The sequence below is a fragment of the Citrobacter sp. RHBSTW-00881 genome (genome assembly GCF_013728515.1).
Lineage (GTDB): Bacteria > Pseudomonadota > Gammaproteobacteria > Enterobacterales > Enterobacteriaceae > Citrobacter > Citrobacter braakii.
In genome coordinates this window covers 5200314-5224399 of sequence record NZ_CP056269.1, presented here as the reverse complement: position 1 = coordinate 5224399, position 24086 = coordinate 5200314, and the positions used below count along the sequence as shown (strand labels likewise).

Here is a 24086-nt window from a genome sequence, read left to right as displayed (position 1 = left end):
GGCGGACTCCACTCGAACAAAAGTCGATAAATGACAAAGGCTGAAACATTCATGATTGTTGACGCACATCGACAAGACCCTATGCAAAGGGTGACGTGCGAATTGCTATCTGCAATTTTTACCCGATCAGGATCCATTGAAACGATCAGGACCGCGGATCATAGCGTAAACTGAGAAAGAGATCTTCTGTTTCTCACAGATTCTTCCCGATTTATCCACAGGATGATCCAGAATCGGCTAAGTGTAAACGATCCTGGAGAAGTGCTGCAGGTTTTAGCGCGCATATTGAAAAAATTAATGAGTAAAGATGCTTTACTGCTTAAACGATCTAATAAAGATCCCGAGCGATCCTTGCGCTTTATCCGCCAGCCCGTATAATTCTTACCCCCAGCGAGTAACGGTCGCCTTACGGCGTCAACGCTGCCTGTTTTATACGCGAAACCATGCGGAAAAAAGCGGGAAATAAGGAAAGAGAATTGACTCCGGAGTGTACAATTATTACAATCCGGCCTCTTTAATCACCCACACTGTGGCGTAAGTCGTTCGAAATTCGTTCGGGTATACGCAAAAGTCAGTGAATTTATTCAAGTTTAGGTAGAAATCGCCATGAAACGCACTTTTCAACCGTCTGTACTGAAGCGCAACCGTTCTCACGGCTTCCGTGCTCGTATGGCTAATAAAAATGGTCGTCAGGTTCTGGCACGTCGTCGTGCTAAAGGCCGTTCTCGTCTGACCGTTTCTAAGTAATAAAAGCTAGCCCCTGAGTGGTTAAGCTCGCATTTCCCAGGGAGTTACGTTTGTTAACTCCCACTCATTTCACATTCGTCTTCCAGCAGCCACAACGGGCTGGCACGCCGCAAATCACCATCCTCGGCCGCCTGAATTCGCTGGGGCATCCCCGTATCGGTCTTACCGTCGCCAAGAAAAACGTTAAACGCGCGCATGAACGCAATCGGATTAAACGTCTGACACGTGAAAGCTTTCGTTTACGTCAGCACGAACTTCCAGCAATGGATTTCGTGGTGGTGGCGAAAAAAGGGGTTGCTGACCTCGATAACCGTGCTCTCTCGGAAGCGTTGGAAAAATTATGGCGTCGCCATTGTCGCCTGGCTCGCGGGTCCTGATAGCCCTTATTCGGGTCTATCAACGCCTGATCAGTCCGCTGCTTGGGCCGCATTGCCGTTTCACTCCAACCTGCTCGAGCTACGGAATTGAGGCATTGCGCAGGTTTGGAGTGATAAAAGGCAGTTGGTTGACGGTGAAACGCGTATTAAAATGCCACCCTTTACACCCTGGTGGTGACGATCCCGTCCCGCCCGGACCATTTGATACCAGAGAACACTAACGATGGATTCGCAACGCAATCTTTTAGTCATCGCTTTGCTGTTCGTGTCTTTCATGATCTGGCAAGCCTGGGAGCAGGATAAAAACCCGCAACCTCAGGCCCAACAGACCACGCAGACAACGACCACCGCAGCGGGTAGCGCCGCAGACCAGGGCGTACCGGCCAGTGGCCAGGGGAAACTGATTACGGTTAAAACTGACGTGCTTGATCTGACCATCAACACCCGTGGTGGTGATGTGGAACAGGCTTCACTGCCAGCTTACCCGAAAGAACTCGGTTCTACCGAACCGTTCCAGTTACTGGAAACCACGCCACAGTTCATCTACCAGGCACAGAGTGGCCTGACAGGTCGTGACGGCCCGGATAACCCGGCTAACGGCCCGCGTCCGCTGTACAACGTCGAAAAAGACGCGTTTGTACTGGCTGACGGTCAGAACGAACTGCAGATCCCGATGACCTATACTGACGCAGCGGGTAACACATTCACTAAAACGTTTGTACTCAAGCGCGGTGAATATGCTGTCAACGTTAACTACAGCGTGCAGAACGCCGGCGAAAAACCGCTGGAAGTCTCCACCTTTGGTCAGCTGAAGCAATCCATCAATCTGCCATCTCATCGCGACACCGGTAGCAGCAACTTTGCGCTGCATACCTTCCGTGGCGCGGCGTACTCCACGCCGGATGAGAAGTATGAGAAATACAAATTCGACACCATTGCTGAAAACGAAAACCTGAACGTCAATGCTAAAGACGGCTGGGTCGCAATGCTGCAACAGTATTTCGCAACGGCATGGGTTCCGCGTAACGACGGCACCAACAACTTCTATACCGCTAACCTGGGTAACGGCATTGCCGCTATCGGCTATAAATCACAGCCGGTGCTGGTTCAGCCTGGCCAGACTGGCGCGATGACCAGCACCCTGTGGGTCGGCCCGGAAATTCAGGATAAAATGGCGGCAGTTGCACCGCACCTGGATCTGACCGTGGATTACGGCTGGTTGTGGTTCATCTCTCAACCGCTGTTCAAACTGCTGAAGTGGATCCATAGCTTCTTGGGTAACTGGGGCTTCTCCATCATCGTTATCACCTTTATCGTTCGTGGCATCATGTACCCGCTGACTAAAGCGCAGTACACCTCCATGGCGAAGATGCGTATGCTGCAGCCGAAGATTCAGGCTATGCGTGAGCGTCTGGGCGATGACAAACAGCGTCAGAGCCAGGAAATGATGGCCCTGTACAAAGCTGAGAAGGTTAACCCGCTGGGCGGCTGCTTCCCGCTGATCATCCAGATGCCAATCTTCCTGGCGTTGTACTACATGCTGATGGGCTCCATTGAACTGCGTCATGCGCCGTTCGCTCTGTGGATCCATGACCTGTCTGCACAGGACCCGTACTACATCCTGCCGATCCTGATGGGCGTGACGATGTTCTTCATTCAGAAGATGTCTCCGACCACCGTGACCGACCCGATGCAGCAGAAGATCATGACCTTTATGCCGGTCATCTTCACCGTGTTCTTCCTGTGGTTCCCGTCAGGTCTGGTGCTGTACTATATCGTCAGCAACCTGGTAACCATTATTCAGCAGCAGCTGATTTACCGTGGTCTGGAGAAACGTGGCCTGCATAGCCGCGAGAAGAAAAACTCCTGATACTAGTCGCAGGGGCGTTGGCTGAATTTGCTTGCCGCCTTCCTGCACTTGAATTATTTCGAGTATTCACGGTAAAGTTAATGCCAGAGAAGGCGGTCATTAGACCGCCTTTTTTACATTTACAAGAGAGCTATCATGAACCATAACGACACCATCGTCGCTCAGGCCACCCCACCGGGACGTGGTGGCGTGGGTATCCTGCGCATCTCCGGCCTGAAGGCGCGCGAGGTTGCAGAAACCGTACTGGGGAAACTACCAAAACCGCGCTATGCCGACTATCTTCCGTTTAAAGACGCGGATGGCAGCACGCTGGATCAAGGAATTGCCCTGTGGTTCCCCGGCCCAAACTCCTTTACCGGTGAAGATGTTTTAGAGCTTCAGGGCCACGGCGGTCCGGTGATTCTCGATCTGCTGCTTAAACGTATTCTGATCATTCCCGGGCTGCGCATTGCCAGACCGGGTGAATTCTCCGAGCGTGCGTTTCTCAATGATAAGCTTGATCTGGCCCAGGCAGAGGCAATTGCCGACCTGATCGATGCCAGCTCAGAGCAAGCCGCTCGCTCGGCGCTGAACTCGTTGCAGGGCGCATTTTCTGCACGGGTAAATCATCTTGTGGAAGCGCTCACTCACCTGCGCATCTACGTGGAAGCGGCAATCGACTTTCCGGATGAAGAAATCGACTTCCTGTCTGATGGTAAGATTGAAGCGCAGCTCAACAACGTTATCAGCGATCTCGATGCTGTTCGTGCCGAAGCGCGTCAGGGCAGCCTGCTGCGCGAAGGGATGAAGGTGGTCATTGCCGGTCGCCCAAATGCCGGGAAATCAAGCCTACTGAACGCGCTGGCAGGTCGTGAGGCGGCCATTGTGACCGACATTGCGGGTACGACTCGCGACGTACTGCGTGAGCATATTCATATCGACGGTATGCCGCTGCACATCATCGACACTGCCGGCCTGCGCGATGCCAGCGATGAAGTTGAACGCATTGGTATCGAACGCGCGTGGCAGGAAATTGAACAGGCCGACCGCGTTCTGTTTATGGTTGATGGCACCACCACCGACGCCGTGGACCCGGCTGACATCTGGCCAGACTTTATTGCCCGTCTGCCAGCCAAACTGCCGATTACCGTGGTGCGTAACAAAGCGGATATTACCGGTGAGACGCTGGGCCTTAGCGAAGTAAATGGCCACTCACTGGTTCGCCTATCCGCGCGTACCGGTGAAGGCGTTGACGTGCTGCGTAACCATCTCAAACAGAGCATGGGCTTTGAAACCAATATGGAAGGCGGCTTCCTGGCGCGCCGTCGTCACCTGCAGGCGCTGGCAGAAGCGGCGGAGCATCTCGAGCAGGGTAAAGCCCAACTGCTCGGAGCATGGGCCGGAGAATTGCTGGCAGAGGAACTACGTCTGGCGCAGCAGAACCTCAGTGAGATCACCGGGGAATTTACCTCCGACGATCTGCTGGGAAGGATTTTCTCCAGCTTCTGTATTGGCAAGTAACGTTGTGTTGCCCGGTGGTGCGATGCCTACCGGGCCTACAGTACCCGTAAGTCGGATAAAGCAAAGCGGCTATCCGGCTACAAGTAATTTCCCATATGGAAATCACTGTTGTCCAAATGGCAACTCGTGCAGTTGACTCTCTGCCCGTATGCTTAGCGCCACATTCCTCATGAGGTCGCTATGACACGCTTTCTAATCTGCAGTTTCGCCCTGGTGTTACTTTATCCCGCGGGTATTGATATGTATCTGGTGGGGCTGCCCCGTATTGCTGCCGATTTACAGGCCAGCGAGGCGCAACTGCATATCGCGTTTTCGGTTTATCTGGCGGGAATGGCGACGGCGATGCTGTTTGCCGGGAAAATTGCCGACCAGTCAGGACGCAAACCCGTCGCTATTGTCGGCGCCCTCATCTTTATTTTCGCCTCTGCGCTGTGTTCATTCGCCGAAAGCGGTACGCCGTTTCTCACAGGCCGCTTTATTCAGGGCGTAGGCGCAGGCTGCTGCTATGTGGTGGCTTTCGCCATCCTGCGCGATACGCTCGACGATCGCCGCCGGGCGAAGGTACTGTCGCTGTTGAACGGTATCACCTGCATCGTGCCGGTACTGGCACCGGTGATGGGGCATCTGATTATGCTCAAATACCCGTGGCAGAGCCTGTTCTACACGATGATCGGTATGGGGGTGGCCGTTTGCTTGCTGTCAGTGTTTATCCTGCGAGAATCGCGCCCAGCGACGCTCCCGGCATCTGCAGAGAAGAACCACCTATCTGAATCGCTGGTGAACCGTTTTTTCTTAAGCCGCCTGGCCATCACCACTCTCAGCGTGTCGGTGATCCTGACCTTCGTGAATACTTCGCCGGTGCTGTTGATGGAAGTAATGGGCTTTGACCGTGGTGAGTACGCCACCACGATGGCCATGACCGCAGGCATCAGTATGGCGGTCTCGTTCTCTACGCCATTCGCCCTGAGCGTGTTTAAACCTCGCGTTCTGATGCTGACCTCACAAGTGCTGTTTCTGTCTGCCGGCGTGGTGTTAACCCTTGCCAGTACGCACATGGTGACGCTGTTTGGGCTGACCTTAATCTGTGCCGGGTTCTCGGTCGGCTTCGGTGTCGCGATGAGCCAGGCGCTGGGACCTTTCTCGCTGCGTGCGGGCGTTGCCAGCTCGGCGTTAGGTATTGCGCAGGTTTGCGGTTCCTCGCTGTGGATATGGCTGGCTGCGGTGCTCGGTCTTGATGCGCTGAATATGCTGATCGGGATTCTGATTGGCTGTAGCATAGTGAGTATCATGCTGATTATCACTGTTGCACCTAACCGGTCCACGCCAACTCATGAAGAAATCCCTCAGCAGTCTCGATCTTAATTTATTGCTCTGCCTGCAGCTGTTGATGCAGGAACGCAGTGTTACCAAAACAGCCAAACGGATGAACGTCACGCCGTCGGCAGTCAGCAAGTCGCTGTCTAAACTGCGGGCCTGGTTTGACGATCCACTGTTTGTAAACACCCCGCTGGGGCTAACGCCCACACCGCTGATGGTCAGCATGGAACAGAATCTGGCAGAGTGGATGCAGATGAGCAACCAGTTGCTGGATAAGCCACACCATGAAGCGCCGCGCGGGCTGAAGTTTGATCTGGTGGCCGAAACGCCGCTGGTGATGATCATGTTTAACGCGCTCTCCCGACAGATCTATCAGCGTTATCCCCAGGCGACGATCAAAATACGCAACTGGGACTATGATTCGCTGGATGCAATTATTCGCGGCGAAGTGGATATCGGCTTTACTGGCCGGGAAAGCCATCCGCGTTCGCGTGAACTGTTGAGTTTGCTGCCGTTGTCGATCGACCATGAAGTGCTGTTTTCCGATCTCCCCTGTGTCTGGCTACGTGAAGATCATCCGGCATTGCAGGAAGAGTGGAATCTGGACACATTTCTGCGCTATCCGCACATCAGCATTAGCTGGGAGCAAAGCGATACCTGGGCGCTGGATGAAGTCCTGCAAGAGATGGGGCGCGCGCGCAATATTGCGTTATGTCTGCCCGGTTTTGAGCAGTCGCTGTTTATGGCCGCCCAGCCGGATCACGCGCTAATAGCCACAGCTCCGGTTTATTGCCAGCGTTATAACCAACTCCACCAGCTTCCGCTCGTGGCGCGTCCTATGCCTTTTGATGCCGCGCAGCTGGAAAAAATGCGCGTACCGTTCACCCTTCTTTGGCACAAACGTAACAGTCATAATCCTAAGATCGTCTGGTTGAAAGACACCATCAAGGCGCTTTATCGCGATATGTCCTGACGTTGCACCGCCACTTTGTTGCTAAATCGACTATTCTGGCAACAGAAATGTAAATATCGCGTAATGTATTCTATTTCAGCTTACTTTTTGGGCAGCAAAGCCTGCCTGGATGCCGCGTAAATGTTACTCTGGTAATTATCAAGGACCATTAATCACGGAGCGAAAAATGGCGACACATTTTGCCAGAGGGATTCTTACGGAGGGACACCTGGTTTCAGCTCGCCTCCCTTCTCCATGTCATATCGAAGCAAGAGATCTCCCTGCTCATCGCCGAACACGTTTCCTGGCTTCCCGCAGTTTACTCGCTGAACTGATGTTTATGCTTTACGGCACCAGTACGCTGCCCGAGATTGTTACTCAGGCCAAAGGTAAGCCCATTTTTCGCGATAAGAACCTGCCGGGATTTTCGATTTCTTATGCCGGGAATATCGTTGGCGTTGCGCTAACAACTGAAGGAACGTGCGGGCTGGATATGGAACTGCAGCGAGCTACCCGCAGCTTTCACCATCCGCATTCAACGGAAACATGGCGCTTCTCCAGCAACGAAAATCTGTGGATCAATAACCAAAACGACCCCAACGAAGCACGCGCGCAGCTCATTACGTTGCGCCAGAGCGTACTCAAACTCACCGGCGATGTAAGCAATGATGATCCGCACGAACTCCAGCTTTTACCCGGCGCAGGACGTCTGAAATGTGCACATGTTGCGCAGGTTGAAGCCATTTGCGATGCGGAAGATGTTCTGGTGTGGTCGGTTGCGGTTACGCCAACCATTGAAAAACTCAAGGTTTGGGAGTTTGATGGTAAACAGGACTGGAAAAGTTTGCCTGATATCCAGACCCGCGCCAATGAGCCTACGGGTCGTCTGATCCGGTTCTCTCAATTATGCGCAGCGAAGAGCCATACGCTTTGATTTAACCTTTATGATGAAACAGGAGTCACCATGTCAGAAACATTGAATGTTGTTACGTTACTGGGAAGTCTGCGCAAAGGTTCGTTTAATGGAATGGTTGCCCGTACGCTGCCCAAGATTGCTCCAGCAGGAATGGAAGTCAACGCGTTGCCATCAATTGGTGATATCCCACTGTACGATGCCGACCTCCAGCAGGAAGAAGGTTTTCCGGCAAGCGTAGAAGCGCTGGCAGAGCAAATCAGGAAGGCTGACGGTGTCGTCATCGTGACACCGGAATATAACTATTCCGTGCCTGGCGGACTGAAGAACGCCATCGACTGGCTGTCCCGCCTGCCGGATCAGCCATTATCGGGTAAGCCGGTGCTGATCCAGACCAGCTCCATGGGCGCCATTGGCGGCGCGCGCTGCCAGTATCATCTACGTCAGATCCTGGTGTTCCTCGACGCCATGGTAATGAACAAGCCGGAATTTATGGGCGGCGTGATTCAGAACAAAGTGGACCCGCAGACAGGTGAAGTGATCGACCAAAGTACGCTGGACCATCTAACCGGCCAGCTGACCGCATTTGGCGACTACATCCAGCGTGTGAAAGCCTAAAAGAAAAAGCCCGCTGGCTGCAATGCCTGGCGGGCCGTATCCGGGTATCAAATTTACCTGATGGCGCTGCGCTTATCAGGTCTACACGCCTCGCGCAGCACCGTCTCAGCGGCAATTAATGCGCGTCGATAAACACAATCTTCAACACAAACAGCAGTGCGACAACGATGACGCACGGGCTGAGATCGCGGAAACGTCCGGTACCGATTTTCATCACACAGTAGGAAATAAAGCCCAGCGCGATACCTTCGGTAATCGAGAAGCTAAACGGCATCATCACGGCGGTAATAAACGCCGGAACGGCTTCAGTCAGGTCATCCCACTTCACGCGCGACAGGCTTGATGTCATCAGGACGCCAACGTAAATCAGCGCACCAGCGGCCGCATATCCCGGTACCATTCCCGCCAGCGGCGACAGGAAGATAACCAACAGGAACAACAGGCCGACAACTACCGCGGTCAGGCCAGTACGTCCACCGACAGAAACCCCGGAAGAAGACTCGATATACGCGGTAACGGAAGAAGTACCGATAAACGCACCAGCAACCGATGACACGCTATCCACATACAGCGCCTGCTTCATGCGCGGAAACTTACCCTTCGCATCCGCCAGACCGGCTTTATCCGTGACGCCAATTAGCGTACCGGAGGAGTCGAACAGGTTGACCAGCATGAACGAGAAAATTACGCCCGCAAGACCAATGTTAAACGAACCAGCCAGATCAACATGCCCGATAACGGACATTACGCTCGGCGGCGCGGAGACGATCCCGTTGTAATGGACATCGCCCAGCATCCAGCCCAGCAGCGTGGTCACAATGATAGAGATCAGTACCGCCGCATGGATGTTACGTGAAGCCAGAATCGCGATGATAAAGAAGCCCAGAATACCGAGCAGTACGCTGTGGGACGTCAGGTTGCCAATAGACACCAGGGTGTCTTGGTTGGCGACGATAACACCAGCGTTTTTCAGCCCCATCATGCCGATGAACAGACCAATACCACTGGTGATCCCCACGCGCAAACTAACCGGGATGTTGGCAATCATCCAGTAACGTACGCGGAAAATCGTCAGTAGCAGCAGACCTACCGCGCCCCAGAAGATTGCGCCCATACCGATCTGCCATGACAGGCCCATCGCGCCAACGACCACGAAGGCGAAGAACGCATTCAGACCCATAGCAGGCGCAAGTGCGACCGGCAGGTTGGCAAACAGGCCCATCAGGATGCTACCAAATGCAGCAATCAGGCAGGTGGTCACAAAGACGGCGCTGGTATCCATGCCAGCCACGCCAAGAATTTGCGGGTTAACAAAAACGATATACACCATCGTCAGGAAGGTGGTTAAACCGGCGATCACTTCGGTCCGTGCCGTCGTGCCATGTTCGCGCAGTTTGAACACGCGTTCCAGCATCCCCTGGCCAGAAGCCTGGGTTGTGTGTTGTTGACTCATTATCAATTTCCGAACAAGGAGGGAAAATTCGTCGCTATCCTATACCAAAATGCGACAATAGGGTTGGGTTATGAGCAACTTTTTTCATTGATTTTGCTTATACGGCAACGATTGCGTCGCCCAATAATGCATTACGAAAACGTTAAACTTGTTAAAACGGAAATGACATGTCCCAGATAGAAGCCGTATTTTTTGACTGTGACGGTACCCTTGTCGACAGTGAAGTGATTTGTTCTCGCGCGTATGTCAGCATGTTCCAGGCGTTCGGCATTACGCTCGATCTTGAAGAAACTTTTAAACGCTTCAAGGGGGTAAAGCTGTACGAGATCATCGACATTATCAACGAAGAGCACGGTGTCGAACTGGCAAAAGCCGAATTAGAACCGGTTTACCGCGCAGAGGTCGCACGTCTGTTCGATACGGAACTGGAGGTGATTGCCGGAGCCAATGCGCTGCTGGACAGCATGACCGTCCCTATGTGCGTGGTATCTAACGGTCCGGTCAGCAAAATGCAGCACTCGCTGGGTAAGCTGGGTATGTTGCACCATTTCCCTGATTTACTGTTCAGCGGCTACGATATTCAACGCTGGAAACCCGATCCGGCCCTGATGTTCCATGCGGCGAAAGCGATGGACGTTAACGTTGATAACTGCATTCTGGTTGATGACTCCAGCGCAGGTGCCCAGGCGGGGATTGCTGCAGGGATGGAAGTGTTTTACTTCTGTGCCGATCCGCATAACAAACCAATCGATCATCCAAAAGTGACGACGTTTACCGATCTGGCGCAGTTGCCAGCGTTATGGAAGGCGCGGGGTTGGAATATTACGCGATAACTGAAAGGCCGGATGGCGCTAACGCTGATCCGGCCTGCATGTCTTGTAGAGCGGGTAAGCGTTAGCGCCACCCGCCACAAATATCACTCTTTCGGATCTTTGCCCGCCAGCAGCTTATCCAGCTCATCACCGCCCACGTGACGGAAGTCTTGTCCCTTCACGAAGTAGAAGATGTATTCGCAGATATTCTGGCAACGGTCACCGATACGCTCGATGGAGCGCGCGCAGAACAGCGCGGTCAGCACGCTTGGAATGGTACGCGGGTCTTCCATCATGTAGGTCATCAGCTGACGCACGATACCTTCATACTCCTGGTCGACTTTCTTATCTTCGCGATAAATACGTACCGCTTCGTCAAGATCCATACGCGCAAACGCATCCAGCACGTCATGCAGCATTTGTACGGTGTGGCGACCCAGTGATTCCAGGCTTACCAGCAGCGGCTGATGCTGTTGAGAAAATTTCTCCAGCGCGGTGCGGCAAATTTTATCCGCAACGTCGCCAATACGTTCCAGCTCAGCGATCGTTTTGATAATCGCCATCACCAGACGCAAGTCACTGGCGGTCGGCTGACGCTTGGCAATGATACGCACGCAGGCCTCGTCGATCGCCACTTCCATCATATTGACGTTCTTATCGCCCTCAATGACGCGCTTCGCCAGCTCACTGTCCTGATTGTGCATGGCGGTAATCGCATCAGAAAGCTGCTGCTCGACCATGCCGCCCATGGTCATCACCTGGGTACGGATGCTTTCCAGCTCTGCATTGAACTGGCCGGAAATATGTTTATTAAGGTTAAGATTATCCACAACAAGCTCCTGAATCAGCCGTAACGACCGGTGATGTAGTCTTCAGTTTGTTTCTTCGCGGGCTTGGTGAACAGATCGTCCGTGTTACTGAACTCAATCAACTCGCCCAGGTACATAAATGCCGTGTGATCGGAACAACGCGCAGCCTGCTGCATGTTGTGGGTAACGATAACGACGGTGTAATCCTCTTTCAGCTCAGTGATCAGCTCTTCGATACGCCCGGTAGAAATAGGGTCGAGCGCTGAACACGGCTCATCAAGCAGAAGCACTTCCGGGCGAATGGCGATCCCACGCGCAATACACAGACGCTGCTGCTGACCACCGGAGAGAGAGTACCCGCTCTGGTGTAATTTATCTTTGGTTTCGTTCCACAGCGCGGCCTTGGTCAATGCCCACTGCACACGCTCGTCCATATCCGCACGAGAGAGTTTCTCAAACAGACGCACGCCAAAAGCGATGTTGTCGTAGATGGACATCGGGAACGGCGTCGGCTTCTGGAATACCATGCCCACTTTGGCACGCAGCAGAGCGATATCCTGAGTGTTGGTGAGAATATTGTCGCCATCCAGCAGGATTTCGCCTTCCGCACGCTGTTCCGGGTACAGTTCAAACATTTTATTGAACGTACGCAGCAACGTCGATTTACCACAGCCTGACGGCCCGATAAACGCCGTTACCTGGTTTTTGGCAATATCCAGGTTGATGTTCTTCAGGGCATGGAACTTGCCATAGTAGAAGTTCAAATCACGAACCTGAATCTTACCCGGGGCAGTATCAACCATACTCATTTCAATCTTTTCCTCATCATGCCTGATGGCGCGCAGCTTTCAGGCCTACAAATGTCTTCAATCGTAGGCCGGATAAGGCGTTTACGCCGCCATCCGGCACTTCGTCTTAACCGTGTTTCTTCTTCGCGAAAATGACGCGCGCCAGAATGTTCAGCAGCAGTACGCACAGGGTAATAATCAGTACCCCAGCCCAGGCCAGTTGCTGCCACTCAGCAAACGGGCTCATCGCAAACTTAAAGATAGTGACCGGCAGGTTGGCGATAGGCTGCATCATGTCGGTGCTCCAGAACTGATTGGAGAGCGACGTAAACAGCAGCGGAGCCGTTTCACCTGCGATACGTGCAATAGCCAGTAAAACGCCTGTAATGATGCCTGAGACAGAGGCCTTCAGGGTGATCGCAGAAATCATCTTCCATTTCGGCGTACCCAGCGCATAGGCGGCTTCACGCAGGCTATCCGGTACCAGCTTGAGCATGTTCTCCGTGGTACGAATAACAATGGGCACCTGCAGCAGCGCCAGCGCGATAACGCCCGCCCAGCCGGAGAAGTGCTCCATTTTTGCTACCACGATGGTGTAAACGAACAGACCGACCACGATTGATGGCGCAGAAAGCAGGATGTCGTTGATAAAGCGGATCACCTCAGCCAGCCAGGACTTACGTCCGTACTCTGCCAGGTAGATGCCCGCCATAATACCAAGCGGTGTACCAAACACGGTCGCCCACAGAATTAACAGTCCGCTACCGGCCAGGGCATTCGCCAGACCACCACCAGCCGTATTCGGCGGAGGTGTCATTTCGGTGAACAGCGCCAGTGACATACCGTCAATACCGCGGGTGATCGTGGACATCAGGATCCAGATAAGCCAGAACAGACCGAATGCCATGGTCGCCATAGAGAGCGTCAGCGCGATGCGGTTCTTCAGACGACGACGCGCCTGCATTTTACGGCGGGATTCCGCAAGCGCAGCGGTGTTTTGCATTTCAAGCGTAGCCATTAGCGTGCCCCCTCGTTCTTCGCAAGGCGCATGATCATGAACTTAGACGCCGCCAGCACGATGAAGGTAATCACAAACAGAATCAGGCCCAGTTCCATCAACGCGGCAACGTGCAGTCCTGATTCCGCTTCGGCAAATTCATTCGCCAGCGCAGAAGTAATACTGTTGCCCGGCATGTACAGCGAGGCACTATCGAGCTGGTAAGTGTTACCGATGATGAACGTCACCGCCATGGTTTCACCCAGCGCGCGGCCCAGACCGAGCATCACGCCGCCGATCACACCGTTTTTGGTGAACGGCAGGACGATGCGCCAGATAACTTCCCAGGTAGTACAACCGATGCCGTAGGCTGACTCTTTCATCAGCACCGGCGTTTGTTCGAACACATCGCGCATAACCGCCGCAATGTACGGGATGATCATGATGGCGAGGATCACGCCAGCGGCCAGAATACCGATACCAAACGCCGGACCCGCAAACAGCGCGCCAACAAACGGAATGTTGGAAAGGATGTTCCCGACCGGTTCCTGGAAGTAAGTCGCAAACAGCGGGGCAAAGATAAACAGGCCCCACATGCCGTACACGATACTAGGAATTGCCGCCAGCAATTCAATAGCGATACCCAGCGGGCGACGCAGCCAGCCAGGAGCAAGTTCAGTCAGGAATAAGGCAATGCCAAAACTCACCGGAACGGCGATCAGCAGTGCGATAAGCGAGGTGACCAGCGTACCGTAAATCGGTACTAATGCACCGTAGATATCGTTTGGCGCATCCCATTCTTTAGTCCACAGAAAGGAGAAGCCAAATTTCTGAATGCTTGGCCAGGAGGAGATAACTAGAGAGACAATAATGCCACCCAACATCAATAGCACAATCAGCGCAGCCAGTTTTACCAGCGCGCTGAATATCATGTCACCTTTTTTACCCGGTGGGTTCAAAGCAGGCTTGGTTGCAGCCATAAATCACTCTTTAAGTTTGGGCCAGGAAGCACGCATTTTATCGTGCTTCCCGGCTAACGTAATGCCATACCCTAAATAATTCGAGTTGCAGCAAGGCGGCAAGCTTGTGAATACCCAGGAGCATAGATTCACTATGTGACTGGGGTGAACAAGCACAGCCAACACAGCTGCGGCTCAAAGTATGACGGGTATTTAGTACAGCGCTTTACCGCTGCTGTCCTTCACGTTGGTCTTCCATGCAGCACGAATCTGCTCAACCACGCTGTCCGGCAGGCTGGCGTAATCCAGGTCATTAGCCTGTTTGCCACCATTTTTGTACGCCCAATCGAAGAACTTCAGCACTTCAGCGCCCTGCTCAGGTTTCTTCTGCTCTTTATGCACCAGGATGAAGGTGGTGGAAGTGATCGGCCACGCATCGTCACCTTTCTGGTTAGTCAGATCCTGAGCGAAGGTTTTGCTCCAGTCAGCGCCTTTTGCAGCGTTGGCAAAGTTTTCTTCGGTCGGACTTACCGGTTTGCCATCAGCAGAGACCAGCTTGGTGTATGCCAGGTTGTTCTGCTTAGCGTAAGCGTACTCAACGTAACCGATTGAACCCGGCAGACGCTGTACGAACGCAGCGATACCGTCGTTACCTTTACCACCCAGACCGGTCGGCCAGTTAACGGTAGAGCCGGAACCAATTTTAGATTTCCACTCTTCGTTCACTTTCGCCAGGTAGCTGGTGAAAACGAAGGAAGTACCGGAACCGTCAGCACGACGCACAACGGCGATATTCTGAGAAGGCAGCTTCAGACCCGGGTTCAGTTTGGTGATGGCTTCATCATCCCACTTCTTAATTTTACCGAGGTAGATGTCGCCCAGCGTTTTACCGTCCAGCACCAGTTCGCCGGATTTCAGGCCAGGGATGTTCACCGCCAGCACCACACCACCGATAACCGTCGGGAACTGGAACAGGCCTTCTTGCGCCAGTTTCTCGTCAGACAACGGTGCGTCAGAGGCGCCGAAATCAACGGTATTGGCCGTAATTTGTTTTACACCACCGGAGGAGCCGATACCCTGGTAGTTTACTTTGCTACCGGTCTCTTTCTGATAGGTATCTGCCCATTTGGCATACACTGGCGCAGGGAAGGTTGCACCTGCACCTGTCAGGCTCGCTGCTGCAAACGCAGAAAACGCGCTCATGGATAAGGTCGCGGCGACAACAGTTGCGACAGTGGTACGCATAACTTTCATAATGTCTCCTGCACGGTTTTCGTAAATCGTTGTTTGAGTTGCTACTGTGAGCAAAATAGGACAAACAGGTGACAGTTAAATGTACGAAATATGACAGTTTTATGACAATGAAAAACTCGGGAAGTTTTTTATCTAAAAATACATTTAAAACAGGATGTTAATTACCATCATGACAATAACATTTCGCTGAAATTTTCTTTTTATGACACTGAAAACAGTAGTTGAAGATGACGGTTTGTCACATAAAACAGGCGGGATAATTGATTAAAAACAGAACAAGCTAAAAAAATGCCCCACTTACAGCAGGGCATTTTCAGTTCAGTTAAGTGCGGATTACTCTACGGTAACCGACTTTGCCAGGTTACGCGGCTGGTCCACGTCGGTGCCTTTAATCAGCGCCACGTGATACGCCAGCAGTTGCAGCGGAACGGTGTAGAAGATCGGTGCAATCACCTCTTCTACATGCGGCATCTCAATAATGTGCATGTTTTCGCTGCTGGTAAAGCCAGCATCCTGGTCCGCAAAGACGTACAACTGACCGCCACGAGCGCGAACTTCTTCAATGTTGGATTTCAGTTTTTCCAGCAGTTCGTTGTTCGGCGCAACTACGATAACCGGCATATCGGCATCAATCAGCGCCAGCGGACCGTGTTTCAGTTCGCCTGCAGCATAAGCTTCAGCGTGAATATAAGAGATCTCTTTCAGCTTCAGCGCGCCTTCCAGCGCAATCGGGTACTGATCGCCACGGCCCAGGAACAGCGCATGGTGTTTGTCTGAGAAACCTTCCGCCAGAGCGGCAATGCGTTTGTCCTGAGACAGCATCTGCTCAATACGGCTCGGCAGTGCCTGCAGACCATGAACGATCTCCTGCTCGATAGACGCATCCAGACCTTTCAGACGAGACAGTTTCGCCACCAGCATCAGCAGAACGGTCAGTTGGGTGGTAAATGCTTTCGTGGAGGCCACACCGATTTCGGTACCGGCATTGGTCATCATCGCCAGGTCGGATTCGCGCACCAGAGAAGATCCCGGTACGTTACAAATAGCCAGCGAGCCCAGATAGCCCAGCTCTTTAGATAAGCGCAGACCCGCCAGGGTATCCGCCGTTTCACCGGACTGGGAAAGGGTAATCATCAGACTGTTACGACGCACGGCGGATTTGCGATAACGGAACTCGGAAGCGATTTCGACATCACAAGGAATACCAGCCAGCGATTCAAACCAGTAGCGGGACACCATGCCGGAGTTGTAGGACGTACCGCAGGCGATAATCTGGATATGCTCAACCTGAGACAGCAACTCGTTGGCACGTGAACCCAGCTCGCTTAAATCCACTTCACCGTGACTAATGCGCCCGGTCAGCGTATTTTTAATTGCGTTCGGCTGTTCGTAGATCTCTTTCTGCATGTAGTGGCGATAAATACCTTTTTCGCCCGCGTCATACTGCAGATTCGATTCGATATCCTGACGCTTCACTTGTGCGCCAGACTTGTCAAAAATAGAGACTGAACGACGGGTCACCTCCGCGATGTCACCTTCTTCCAGGAAGATAAAGCGACGGGTTACCGGCAACAGCGCCAGCTGATCGGAAGCGATAAAGTTTTCCCCCATCCCCAGACCAATCACCAGCGGGCTACCTGAACGGGCCGCCAGCAGCGTTTCCGGGTTACGGGTATCCATGATCACCGTGCCATAGGCACCGCGCAACTGTGGAATAGTACGCAGTACGGCTTCACGCAGCGTACCACCCTGTTCCAGTTCCCAATGCACCAGGTGAGCAATCACTTCGGTGTCGGTTTCAGAAACAAAGGTGTAACCACGGGTTTTCAGTAGTTCACGCAGAGGTTCATGGTTTTCAATGATGCCGTTATGCACAACAACAATGTGTTCAGAAACATGGGGATGCGCGTTCGCTTCTGAAGGTTCACCGTGTGTCGCCCAACGGGTATGAGCGATACCTGTACCACCATGCAGCGGATGTTCTTCCGCAGCAGCAGTCAGCATCTGCACTTTACCCAGACGACGCAGACGGGTCATGTTGCCTTCAGCATCGACAACGGCCAGACCAGCAGAGTCATAACCACGATATTCCAGACGACGTAAACCTTCGAGAAGGATTTCAGCTACATCACGCTGCGCGATAGCGCCAACAATTCCACACATATTTTTTGATTCCGAATTTAGGCATTTGCCTGTCGTTGTCGCTGACCTGTATTTGCCCTTTCCGGGCGCCCCGAGCCTTGTAGAGAGTGGGGTTATTTTTATGGTACTGCTTGTTGAGCGGAGGATTATGTTATCCCCTCATCTCTTGTCTGCCTGATGGCGCTTACGCTTATCAGGCCTACAGAACGTCACCGCACGTAGGCCGCCATCCGGCAAAAATCACTTACTTCTTCACCGGACGCTGCCAGCCCTGTTTATGGACCTGAGGTACACGGCTTAATACCAGTTCGTTATCGGCGACATTACGCGTTACGGTAGTGCCAGCAGCGATGGTGGCACCTTTACCTACGGTGACAGGCGCCACCAACTGAGTATCAGAACCCACAAACACATCATCACCAATAATGGTTTTAAACTTATTGGCACCATCGTAGTTGCAGGTAATCGTACCCGCGCCGATATTCACATTATCGCCAATTTCCGCATCGCCCAGATAGGTCAGATGACCAGCTTTAGAACCTTTACCCAGACGCGCTTTTTTCATTTCGACGAAGTTACCCACGTGCGCGCCTTCCTGCAGCTCAGCACCCGGGCGCAGACGCGCGAATGGACCGATGGTGCAAGCGGCTTCCAGATGGGCATCTTCCACCACACTGTATGGGCTAAGCTCACAACCTTCACCAATCACGCTGTTTTTGATGATACAGCCAGCACCAATCTTGACGCGATCCCCAACGGTTACGTTACCTTCAATGATAACGTTAGTATCAATTTCAACATCGCGCCCGTGAATAAGCGTACCGCGAAGATCAAAACGTGCAGGATCGCGCAGCATCACGCCCGCCAACAACAGTTTCTCTGCTTGCTCAGACTGATAAACACGCTCCAGACGGGATAACTGAAGACGGTTATTCACCCCTTCCGTTTCGCTAATACGTGCCGGATGTACCGCAGCAATTTCGCGTCCTTCCTGATACGCCATCGCAATGATATCGGTGATGTAGTATTCACCCTGCGCATTGTTATTGGTGAGTTTGGACAGCCAGCGCTTCATATCAGCGCCATTGGCAATCAGAATACCGGTGTTGATTTCCTGGATTTGGCGCTGCTCGTCAGTTGCATCTTTATGCTCGACGATACCGGTGACGTTACCGTTCTCACGCGTAATACGCCCATAGCCGGATGGATCATCCAGTTTTACCGTTAACAGGCCGATGCCGCCCTGCGGTTTAGCATCACGCAGGCTACGTAAGGTATCGGTAGAGATCAGCGGCACATCGCCATAGAGCATTAAAATGTCTTCGTCATCACCAAAGAATGGCGCTGCCTGCTGCATTGCATGGCCGGTCCCCAACTGCTCTGCCTGCAGAATCCAGTTTAGATTGCCATCTTTCAGCGTCTGCTTAAGCAAATCACCACCGTGCCCGTAGACCAGATGTACGTGAGTCGCACCTAATTCATTAGCGGCATCAATGACATGCTGAACCATCGGCTTTCCTGCGAGGGTATGCAGCACTTTAGGGAGATCGGAATACATACGCGTGCCTTTGCCTGCGGCAAGGATCACGACGCTCATAGCATTATTCAACATACACGTCCTGACTGTAATTTGAGAACGAATTTATACCGTTTCACATTGAAAATACTACATTTTTTTCATCGTGAAATGGACCGAAAATAAAACGTTCAATCGGGAAAATTTCCCCTCTGATAACACTCTATTTTCGTCTATTTCGGCGTCTTTTGTCTCCCAAAACCAGGAGTCTGCTCTTATTAAAGCCTTAGGTTAATGTTTTTGCTATTTTTTTACTGCATGAATAAAGAGTTACAAAAGAAAAGTACAATATTATTAATGTGATCAGCGAGAAGCAGAAAAATACTGTTTTAAAAGGGAAGAGGACAAACGATCAAGCGGAAGAGTGGGATTTAATAACAGATGGCGCGTGCTGATAACCGTATGAAGCATCGCGCCACAGAGCAGGTCGGGAAGACTAAACTTCCATACTGCTGAAAAGGGCGATGATTTTGTTAATCAGTTTCATGTTGGTATCCTGTTTTTATCTGAGTTAATTATGTGACACACATCACACAAAAAAGAGTCTACGCCTCATTTTTTAACCGATCAATATTTTTGTGACACAAGCCACAAAAATATAAAACAGCTTTTTAGTTCCACTTTCACTGAAACAAAACCATAAAAAAAGCCAGCCTGGCAACCAGACTGGCTTTTGTGCTTTTCAAGCCGGTGTTACATCGCTTTTTTGGTCAACTCGATAACGCGCAGTTTCGCGATCGCTTTGGCCAGTTCCGCAGATGCCTGAGCGTAATCCACGTCACCATGAGAGCTCTTAATGTGCTCTTCAGCCTTACGCTTCGCTTCCAGGGCTCTCGCTTCATCGAGATCCTGTCCGCGAATCGCGGTATCAGCCAGAACGGTCACGCTGCCAGGCTGCACTTCGAGAATGCCGCCGGACAGATAGATAAACTCTTCATGACCGAACTGTTTAACGATGCGGATCATACCAGGCTTAATGGCGGTGAGCAGCGGTGCGTGACCCGGGAAAATACCCAGTTCACCTTCACTACCCGTTACCTGGATTTTTTCGACCAGACCAGAGAACATTTGCTGCTCTGCGCTGACGACGTCCAGGTGGTAAGTCATTGCCATATCACCCTCCGATTAAGGCGTTAAAGTTTTTTGGCTTTTTCCACGGCTTCGTCGATAGAACCAACCATGTAGAACGCCTGCTCTGGCAGGTGGTCGTATTCGCCTTCCATGATGCCTTTAAAGCCACGGATGGTGTCTTTCAGGGATACGTATTTACCCGGAGAACCGGTGAATACTTCCGCAACGAAGAACGGCTGGGACAGGAAGCGCTGAATTTTACGTGCGCGTGCTACCACCAGTTTGTCTTCTTCAGACAGTTCATCCATACCCAGGATGGCGATGATGTCTTTCAGTTCCTGATAACGCTGCAGCAGAGACTGTACGCCACGCGCGGTGTCGTAGTGTTCCTGACCAACAACCAGCGGATCCAGCTGACGGCTGGTGGAGTCCAGCGGGTCAACTGCCGGGTAGATACCCAGAGAGGCGATCTGACGGCTCAGTACCACGGTTGCATCTAAGTGAGCAAAGGTGGTTGCTGGGGATGGGTCAGTCAAGTCATCCGCAGGTACGTATACCGCCTGAACGGAGGTGATAGAACCGGTTTTGGTAGAGGTGATACGTTCCTGAAGAACACCCATCTCTTCCGCCAGGGTCGGCTGGTAGCCTACCGCTGATGGCATACGACCCAGCAGTGCGGATACTTCTGTACCGGCCAAGGTGTAACGATAGATGTTATCAACGAACAGCAGAACGTCACGACCTTCGTCACGGAACTTCTCTGCCATGGTCAGACCGGTCAGAGCAACGCGCAGACGGTTTCCCGGCGGCTCGTTCATCTGGCCATATACCAGGGATACTTTGTCCAGAACGTTGGAGTCAGTCATTTCGTGGTAGAAGTCGTTACCCTCACGAGTACGTTCACCCACGCCCGCAAACACGGAGTAACCGGAGTGTTCGATCGCGATGTTACGGATCAGCTCCATCATGTTTACGGTTTTACCTACACCCGCACCACCGAACAGACCAACTTTACCGCCCTTAGCGAACGGACACATCAGGTCGATAACTTTGATGCCGGTTTCCAGCAGTTCCTGAGAGCTGGACAGCTCTTCATAGGAAGGTGCCGCGCGGTGGATAGCCCAACGCTCTTCTTCACCGATATCGCCTTTCATGTCGATCGGGTGACCCAGGACGTTCATGATACGACCCAGAGTTGCTTTACCTACCGGGACTTCGATCGGGTGCTCGAGATCTTTAACTTCCAGACCACGACGCAGACCGTCGGAAGAACCCATGGCGATGGTACGTACGATACCGCCGCCGAGCTGCTGCTGAACTTCCAGCACCAGGCTCTCTTTACCATTCATAACCTCAAGAGCATCGTACACACGCGGTACGGCATCCTGAGGGAATTCGACGTCAACCACGGCGCCGATTACCTGGACAATTTTTCCAGTAGCCATCTTGAATCCTCTACGAATTAACCTGGTTATACCGCGGATGCACCACCGACGATTTCGGTGAGTTCCTGAGTAATGCTGGCCTGACGAGCTTTGTTGTATACCAACTGCAGCTCTTTAATCAGGCTGCCGCCATTGTCGGTCGCGGCTTTCATCGCCACCATACGTGCGGCCTGCTCGCTGGCCAGGTTTTCTACCACGCCCTGATAAACCTGAGACTCGACATAACGACGCAGCAGGGTATCCAGCAGCGCTTTCGGGTCTGGCTCATACAGGTAATCCCAGGATTTACGCTTCAATTCATCATCATCTGATGCCGGCAGAGGCAGCAGTTGGGTGATGGTTGGCGTCTGAGACATGGTGTTAATAAATTTGTTGCTGACAACGTACAGTCTGTCCAGACGACCTTCATCGTAGGCCTGCAGCATCACTTTAACCGGACCGATCAGTTCGGACAGGGAAGGGTTATCCCCCATACCGGTTACCTGAGCAATCACATTACCGCCAACGGAGTTAAAGAAAGACACGCCCTTAGAGCCGATCATTGCGATATCGCACTGAACGCCTTTATCGGACCATGCTTTCATATCCGCCAGCAGCTTTTTGAACAGGTTAATGTTCAAGCCACCGCACAGACCACGGTCGGTCGACACCACCAGGTAGCCCACGCGCTTAACGTCGCGTTCTTCCAGGTAAGGGTGCTTATATTCCAGATTACCATTCGCAAGGTGACCAATCACTTTGCGCATGGTCTCTGCATAAGGACGGCTGGCCGCCATGCGATCCTGCGATTTACGCATTTTGGAAGCGGCGACCATCTCCATCGCTTTAGTGATCTTCTGCGTGTTCTGGACGCTTGCGATCTTACTACGTATCTCTTTTGCGCCGGCCATGAGCTTCTCCTCAATGCCTTGCGGTCCGCCCTAAAGCAGACCGCCAGACGTTACCAGGACTGGGTTGCCTTGAAGGAATCGAGGATAGCTTTCAGCTTGCCTTCGATTTCATCGTTATAGCCACCGGACTGGTTGATCTCTTGCATCAGCGGAGCGTGGTCACGGTCAACGTAAGCCAGCAGAGCGGCTTCAAAGCTACCGATTTTCGCCAGTTCCACATCTTCGAGGTAACCGCGTTCAGCCGCAAACAGCACCACACCCTGCTGTGCTACAGACATTGGGGCGTACTGTTTCTGCTTCAGCAGTTCAGTTACTTTCTGACCGTGGCTCAGCTGCTTACGAGTAGCTTCATCCAGGTCGGAAGCGAACTGAGAAAACGCTGCCAGTTCACGATACTGCGCCAGTGCGGTACGAATACCACCGGACAGTTTCTTGATGATCTTGGTCTGCGCTGCACCACCTACACGAGATACGGAGATACCCGGGTTAACTGCCGGACGAATACCGGAGTTGAACAGGTTGGTTTCCAGGAAGATCTGACCATCTGTAATGGAAATTACGTTGGTCGGAACGAACGCAGAAACGTCACCCGCCTGGGTTTCGATAATCGGCAGAGCGGTCAGGGAGCCGGTTTTACCTTTAACTTCACCATTGGTGAACTTCTCAACGTATTCCGCGTTTACGCGGGATGCGCGCTCCAGCAGACGGGAGTGGAGGTAAAATACGTCGCCCGGGAATGCTTCACGTCCTGGTGGACGACGGAGCAGCAGGGAAACCTGACGGTAAGCAACAGCCTGTTTAGACAGGTCATCGTAAACGATCAGCGCGTCTTCACCGCGGTCACGGAAGTATTCGCCCATTGCGCAACCGGCATATGGCGCCAGGTATTGCAGAGCAGCAGATTCAGACGCGGTCGCCACAACAACGATGGTGTTGGACAGTGCGCCGTGTTCTTCCAGTTTACGAACCACGTTAGAAATGGTGGACGCTTTCTGGCCGATAGCCACGTACACACATTTGATACCGGAATCACGCTGGTTGATGATGGCATCGATTGCCATCGCAGTTTTACCTGTCTGACGGTCACCGATGATCAGCTCACGCTGGCCACGACCGATTGGGATCATGGCATCAACAGATTTATAACCTGTCTGTACTGGCTGGTCGACGGACTGACGTTCGATTACGCCTGGTGCGATAACTTCGATTGGCGAGAAGCCATCGTTATCAACCGGACCTTTACCGTCAATTGGGGAACCCAGAGTATTCACCACACGACCCAGCAGGCCACGGCCAACCGGAACTTCCAGAATACGACCCGTACACTTAACCTTCATGCCTTCGGCGAGGTCAGCGTATGGACCCATCACAACGGCACCTACGGAGTCGCGCTCCAGGTTCAGTGCGATAGCGTAACGGTTACCCGGCAGGGAAATCATCTCACCCTGCATACAATCGGCCAGGCCGTGAATGCGGATAACACCGTCACTTACAGAAACAATAGTACCTTCGTTGTGAGCTTCGCTCACAACATTGAACTGAGCAATGCGCTGCTTGATCAGTTCGCTGATTTCGGTGGAATTCAGTTGCATGCTC

23 protein-coding genes are annotated in these 24086 nt (G+C 52.5%); 11 read left to right on the top strand and 12 right to left on the bottom strand.

What is annotated here, in order from left to right:
- Nucleotides 1-222 precede the first annotated feature (222 nt).
- The 10 genes from HV311_RS28355 (at nt 223) to HV311_RS25010 (ending at nt 8294) form a co-directional block, all read left to right on the top strand.
- On the top strand, nt 223-378 hold the full coding sequence (locus HV311_RS28355; RefSeq protein WP_418135004.1) for a hypothetical protein: 156 nt from the start codon (nt 223-225) through the stop codon (nt 376-378).
- 228 nt (nt 379-606) lie between these two features.
- A complete protein-coding gene (gene rpmH, locus HV311_RS25050) occupies nt 607-747 on the top strand; it encodes a 50S ribosomal protein L34 (protein WP_003023858.1) in 141 nt (46 codons plus the stop codon).
- 17 nt (nt 748-764) lie between these two features.
- A complete protein-coding gene (gene rnpA / locus HV311_RS25045; RefSeq protein ID WP_003844432.1) occupies nt 765-1124 on the top strand; it encodes a ribonuclease P protein component in 360 nt (119 codons plus the stop codon).
- Nucleotides 1088-1345 (top strand): membrane protein insertion efficiency factor YidD, encoded by a 258-nt coding sequence (gene yidD / locus HV311_RS25040; protein ID WP_003023846.1) that lies wholly within the window; start codon nt 1088-1090, stop codon nt 1343-1345. Before rnpA ends, yidD begins: the two co-directional genes overlap by 37 nt.
- Nucleotides 1346-1347: 2 nt before the next feature.
- On the top strand, nt 1348-2994 hold the full coding sequence (gene yidC / locus HV311_RS25035; RefSeq protein WP_003023844.1) for a membrane protein insertase YidC: 1647 nt from the start codon (nt 1348-1350) through the stop codon (nt 2992-2994).
- A 135-nt stretch (nt 2995-3129) separates the two neighbouring features.
- Complete coding sequence (gene mnmE / locus HV311_RS25030) at nt 3130-4494, top strand: tRNA uridine-5-carboxymethylaminomethyl(34) synthesis GTPase MnmE (protein WP_016157817.1); 1365 nt, start codon at nt 3130-3132, stop codon at nt 4492-4494.
- Between the two features lie 180 nt (nt 4495-4674).
- Nucleotides 4675-5856 (top strand): MFS transporter, encoded by a 1182-nt coding sequence (locus tag HV311_RS25025; protein WP_019078000.1) that lies wholly within the window; start codon nt 4675-4677, stop codon nt 5854-5856.
- Entirely contained in the window at nt 5825-6784 is a 960-nt protein-coding gene (gene yidZ, locus HV311_RS25020) for an HTH-type transcriptional regulator YidZ (RefSeq protein WP_016155073.1), read from the top strand. The genes HV311_RS25025 and yidZ overlap by 32 nt, the downstream gene beginning before the upstream one ends.
- 166 nt (nt 6785-6950) lie before the next feature.
- A complete protein-coding gene (locus HV311_RS25015) occupies nt 6951-7697 on the top strand; it encodes a 4'-phosphopantetheinyl transferase family protein (protein WP_016155074.1) in 747 nt (248 codons plus the stop codon).
- 30 nt (nt 7698-7727) lie between these two features.
- Nucleotides 7728-8294 (top strand): NADPH-dependent FMN reductase, encoded by a 567-nt coding sequence (locus tag HV311_RS25010; RefSeq protein ID WP_003827046.1) that lies wholly within the window; start codon nt 7728-7730, stop codon nt 8292-8294.
- Nucleotides 8295-8409: 115 nt separating this feature from the next.
- Here HV311_RS25010 and adeP read toward each other — a convergent pair whose 3' ends face one another.
- Complete coding sequence (adeP, locus tag HV311_RS25005; RefSeq protein WP_016155075.1) at nt 8410-9747, bottom strand: adenine permease AdeP; 1338 nt, start codon at nt 9745-9747, stop codon at nt 8410-8412.
- Nucleotides 9748-9914: 167 nt separating this feature from the next.
- Here adeP and yieH point away from each other — a divergent pair, with 167 nt between their 5' ends.
- Entirely contained in the window at nt 9915-10580 is a 666-nt protein-coding gene (gene yieH, locus HV311_RS25000) for a 6-phosphogluconate phosphatase (protein WP_104651921.1), read from the top strand.
- An 83-nt stretch (nt 10581-10663) separates the two neighbouring features.
- On the opposite strand, the gene phoU is transcribed toward yieH, so the two are convergent.
- From phoU to atpA, 11 genes are all read right to left on the bottom strand, one after another.
- Complete coding sequence (phoU, locus tag HV311_RS24995) at nt 10664-11389, bottom strand: phosphate signaling complex protein PhoU (RefSeq protein WP_003023824.1); 726 nt, start codon at nt 11387-11389, stop codon at nt 10664-10666.
- A 14-nt stretch (nt 11390-11403) separates the two neighbouring features.
- Entirely contained in the window at nt 11404-12177 is a 774-nt protein-coding gene (gene pstB / locus HV311_RS24990) for a phosphate ABC transporter ATP-binding protein PstB (RefSeq protein ID WP_003023821.1), read from the bottom strand.
- 106 nt (nt 12178-12283) lie between these two features.
- On the bottom strand, nt 12284-13174 hold the full coding sequence (gene pstA, locus HV311_RS24985) for a phosphate ABC transporter permease PstA (RefSeq protein ID WP_016155077.1): 891 nt from the start codon (nt 13172-13174) through the stop codon (nt 12284-12286).
- On the bottom strand, nt 13174-14133 hold the full coding sequence (gene pstC / locus HV311_RS24980) for a phosphate ABC transporter permease PstC (protein WP_016155078.1): 960 nt from the start codon (nt 14131-14133) through the stop codon (nt 13174-13176). Before pstC ends, pstA begins: the two co-directional genes overlap by 1 nt.
- A 192-nt stretch (nt 14134-14325) precedes the next feature.
- Entirely contained in the window at nt 14326-15366 is a 1041-nt protein-coding gene (gene pstS, locus HV311_RS24975) for a phosphate ABC transporter substrate-binding protein PstS (RefSeq protein WP_016155079.1), read from the bottom strand.
- 333 nt (nt 15367-15699) lie between these two features.
- A complete protein-coding gene (glmS, locus tag HV311_RS24970; RefSeq protein ID WP_016155081.1) occupies nt 15700-17529 on the bottom strand; it encodes a glutamine--fructose-6-phosphate transaminase (isomerizing) in 1830 nt (609 codons plus the stop codon).
- Nucleotides 17530-17752: 223 nt separating this feature from the next.
- The gene (gene glmU / locus HV311_RS24965; RefSeq protein WP_191220580.1) at nt 17753-19120 is read right to left on the bottom strand and encodes a bifunctional UDP-N-acetylglucosamine diphosphorylase/glucosamine-1-phosphate N-acetyltransferase GlmU; all 1368 of its coding nucleotides are present in this window, start codon (nt 19118-19120) and stop codon (nt 17753-17755) included.
- 657 nt (nt 19121-19777) lie between these two features.
- Complete coding sequence (locus HV311_RS24960) at nt 19778-20197, bottom strand: F0F1 ATP synthase subunit epsilon (RefSeq protein WP_003023809.1); 420 nt, start codon at nt 20195-20197, stop codon at nt 19778-19780.
- A gap of 20 nt (nt 20198-20217) precedes the next feature.
- On the bottom strand, nt 20218-21600 hold the full coding sequence (gene atpD, locus HV311_RS24955; RefSeq protein ID WP_003023806.1) for a F0F1 ATP synthase subunit beta: 1383 nt from the start codon (nt 21598-21600) through the stop codon (nt 20218-20220).
- A 26-nt stretch (nt 21601-21626) separates the two neighbouring features.
- On the bottom strand, nt 21627-22490 hold the full coding sequence (atpG, locus tag HV311_RS24950; RefSeq protein WP_016155083.1) for a F0F1 ATP synthase subunit gamma: 864 nt from the start codon (nt 22488-22490) through the stop codon (nt 21627-21629).
- Nucleotides 22491-22540: 50 nt separating this feature from the next.
- A complete protein-coding gene (atpA, locus tag HV311_RS24945; protein ID WP_003023802.1) occupies nt 22541-24082 on the bottom strand; it encodes a F0F1 ATP synthase subunit alpha in 1542 nt (513 codons plus the stop codon).
- Between the last annotated feature and the right edge of the window lie 4 nt (nt 24083-24086).

Coding starts and splice junctions, on each gene's coding strand:
- HV311_RS28355 (WP_418135004.1), top strand. CDS start 223: ATGATCCAGAATCGGCTAAGTGTAAACGATCCTGGAGAAGTGCTGCAG.
- rpmH (WP_003023858.1), top strand. CDS start 607: ATGAAACGCACTTTTCAACCGTCTGTACTGAAGCGCAACCGTTCTCAC.
- yidD (WP_003023846.1), top strand. CDS start 1,088: ATGGCGTCGCCATTGTCGCCTGGCTCGCGGGTCCTGATAGCCCTTATT.
- yidC (WP_003023844.1), top strand. CDS start 1,348: ATGGATTCGCAACGCAATCTTTTAGTCATCGCTTTGCTGTTCGTGTCT.
- mnmE (WP_016157817.1), top strand. CDS start 3,130: ATGAACCATAACGACACCATCGTCGCTCAGGCCACCCCACCGGGACGT.
- HV311_RS25025 (WP_019078000.1), top strand. CDS start 4,675: ATGACACGCTTTCTAATCTGCAGTTTCGCCCTGGTGTTACTTTATCCC.
- yidZ (WP_016155073.1), top strand. CDS start 5,825: ATGAAGAAATCCCTCAGCAGTCTCGATCTTAATTTATTGCTCTGCCTG.
- HV311_RS25015 (WP_016155074.1), top strand. CDS start 6,951: ATGGCGACACATTTTGCCAGAGGGATTCTTACGGAGGGACACCTGGTT.
- HV311_RS25010 (WP_003827046.1), top strand. CDS start 7,728: ATGTCAGAAACATTGAATGTTGTTACGTTACTGGGAAGTCTGCGCAAA.
- adeP (WP_016155075.1), bottom strand. CDS start 9,747: ATGAGTCAACAACACACAACCCAGGCTTCTGGCCAGGGGATGCTGGAA.
- yieH (WP_104651921.1), top strand. CDS start 9,915: ATGTCCCAGATAGAAGCCGTATTTTTTGACTGTGACGGTACCCTTGTC.
- pstB (WP_003023821.1), bottom strand. CDS start 12,177: ATGAGTATGGTTGATACTGCCCCGGGTAAGATTCAGGTTCGTGATTTG.
- pstA (WP_016155077.1), bottom strand. CDS start 13,174: ATGGCTACGCTTGAAATGCAAAACACCGCTGCGCTTGCGGAATCCCGC.
- pstC (WP_016155078.1), bottom strand. CDS start 14,133: ATGGCTGCAACCAAGCCTGCTTTGAACCCACCGGGTAAAAAAGGTGAC.
- pstS (WP_016155079.1), bottom strand. CDS start 15,366: ATGAAAGTTATGCGTACCACTGTCGCAACTGTTGTCGCCGCGACCTTA.
- glmS (WP_016155081.1), bottom strand. CDS start 17,529: ATGTGTGGAATTGTTGGCGCTATCGCGCAGCGTGATGTAGCTGAAATC.
- glmU (WP_191220580.1), bottom strand. CDS start 19,120: ATGTTGAATAATGCTATGAGCGTCGTGATCCTTGCCGCAGGCAAAGGC.
- HV311_RS24960 (WP_003023809.1), bottom strand. CDS start 20,197: ATGGCAATGACTTACCACCTGGACGTCGTCAGCGCAGAGCAGCAAATG.
- atpD (WP_003023806.1), bottom strand. CDS start 21,600: ATGGCTACTGGAAAAATTGTCCAGGTAATCGGCGCCGTGGTTGACGTC.
- atpG (WP_016155083.1), bottom strand. CDS start 22,490: ATGGCCGGCGCAAAAGAGATACGTAGTAAGATCGCAAGCGTCCAGAAC.
- atpA (WP_003023802.1), bottom strand. CDS start 24,082: ATGCAACTGAATTCCACCGAAATCAGCGAACTGATCAAGCAGCGCATT.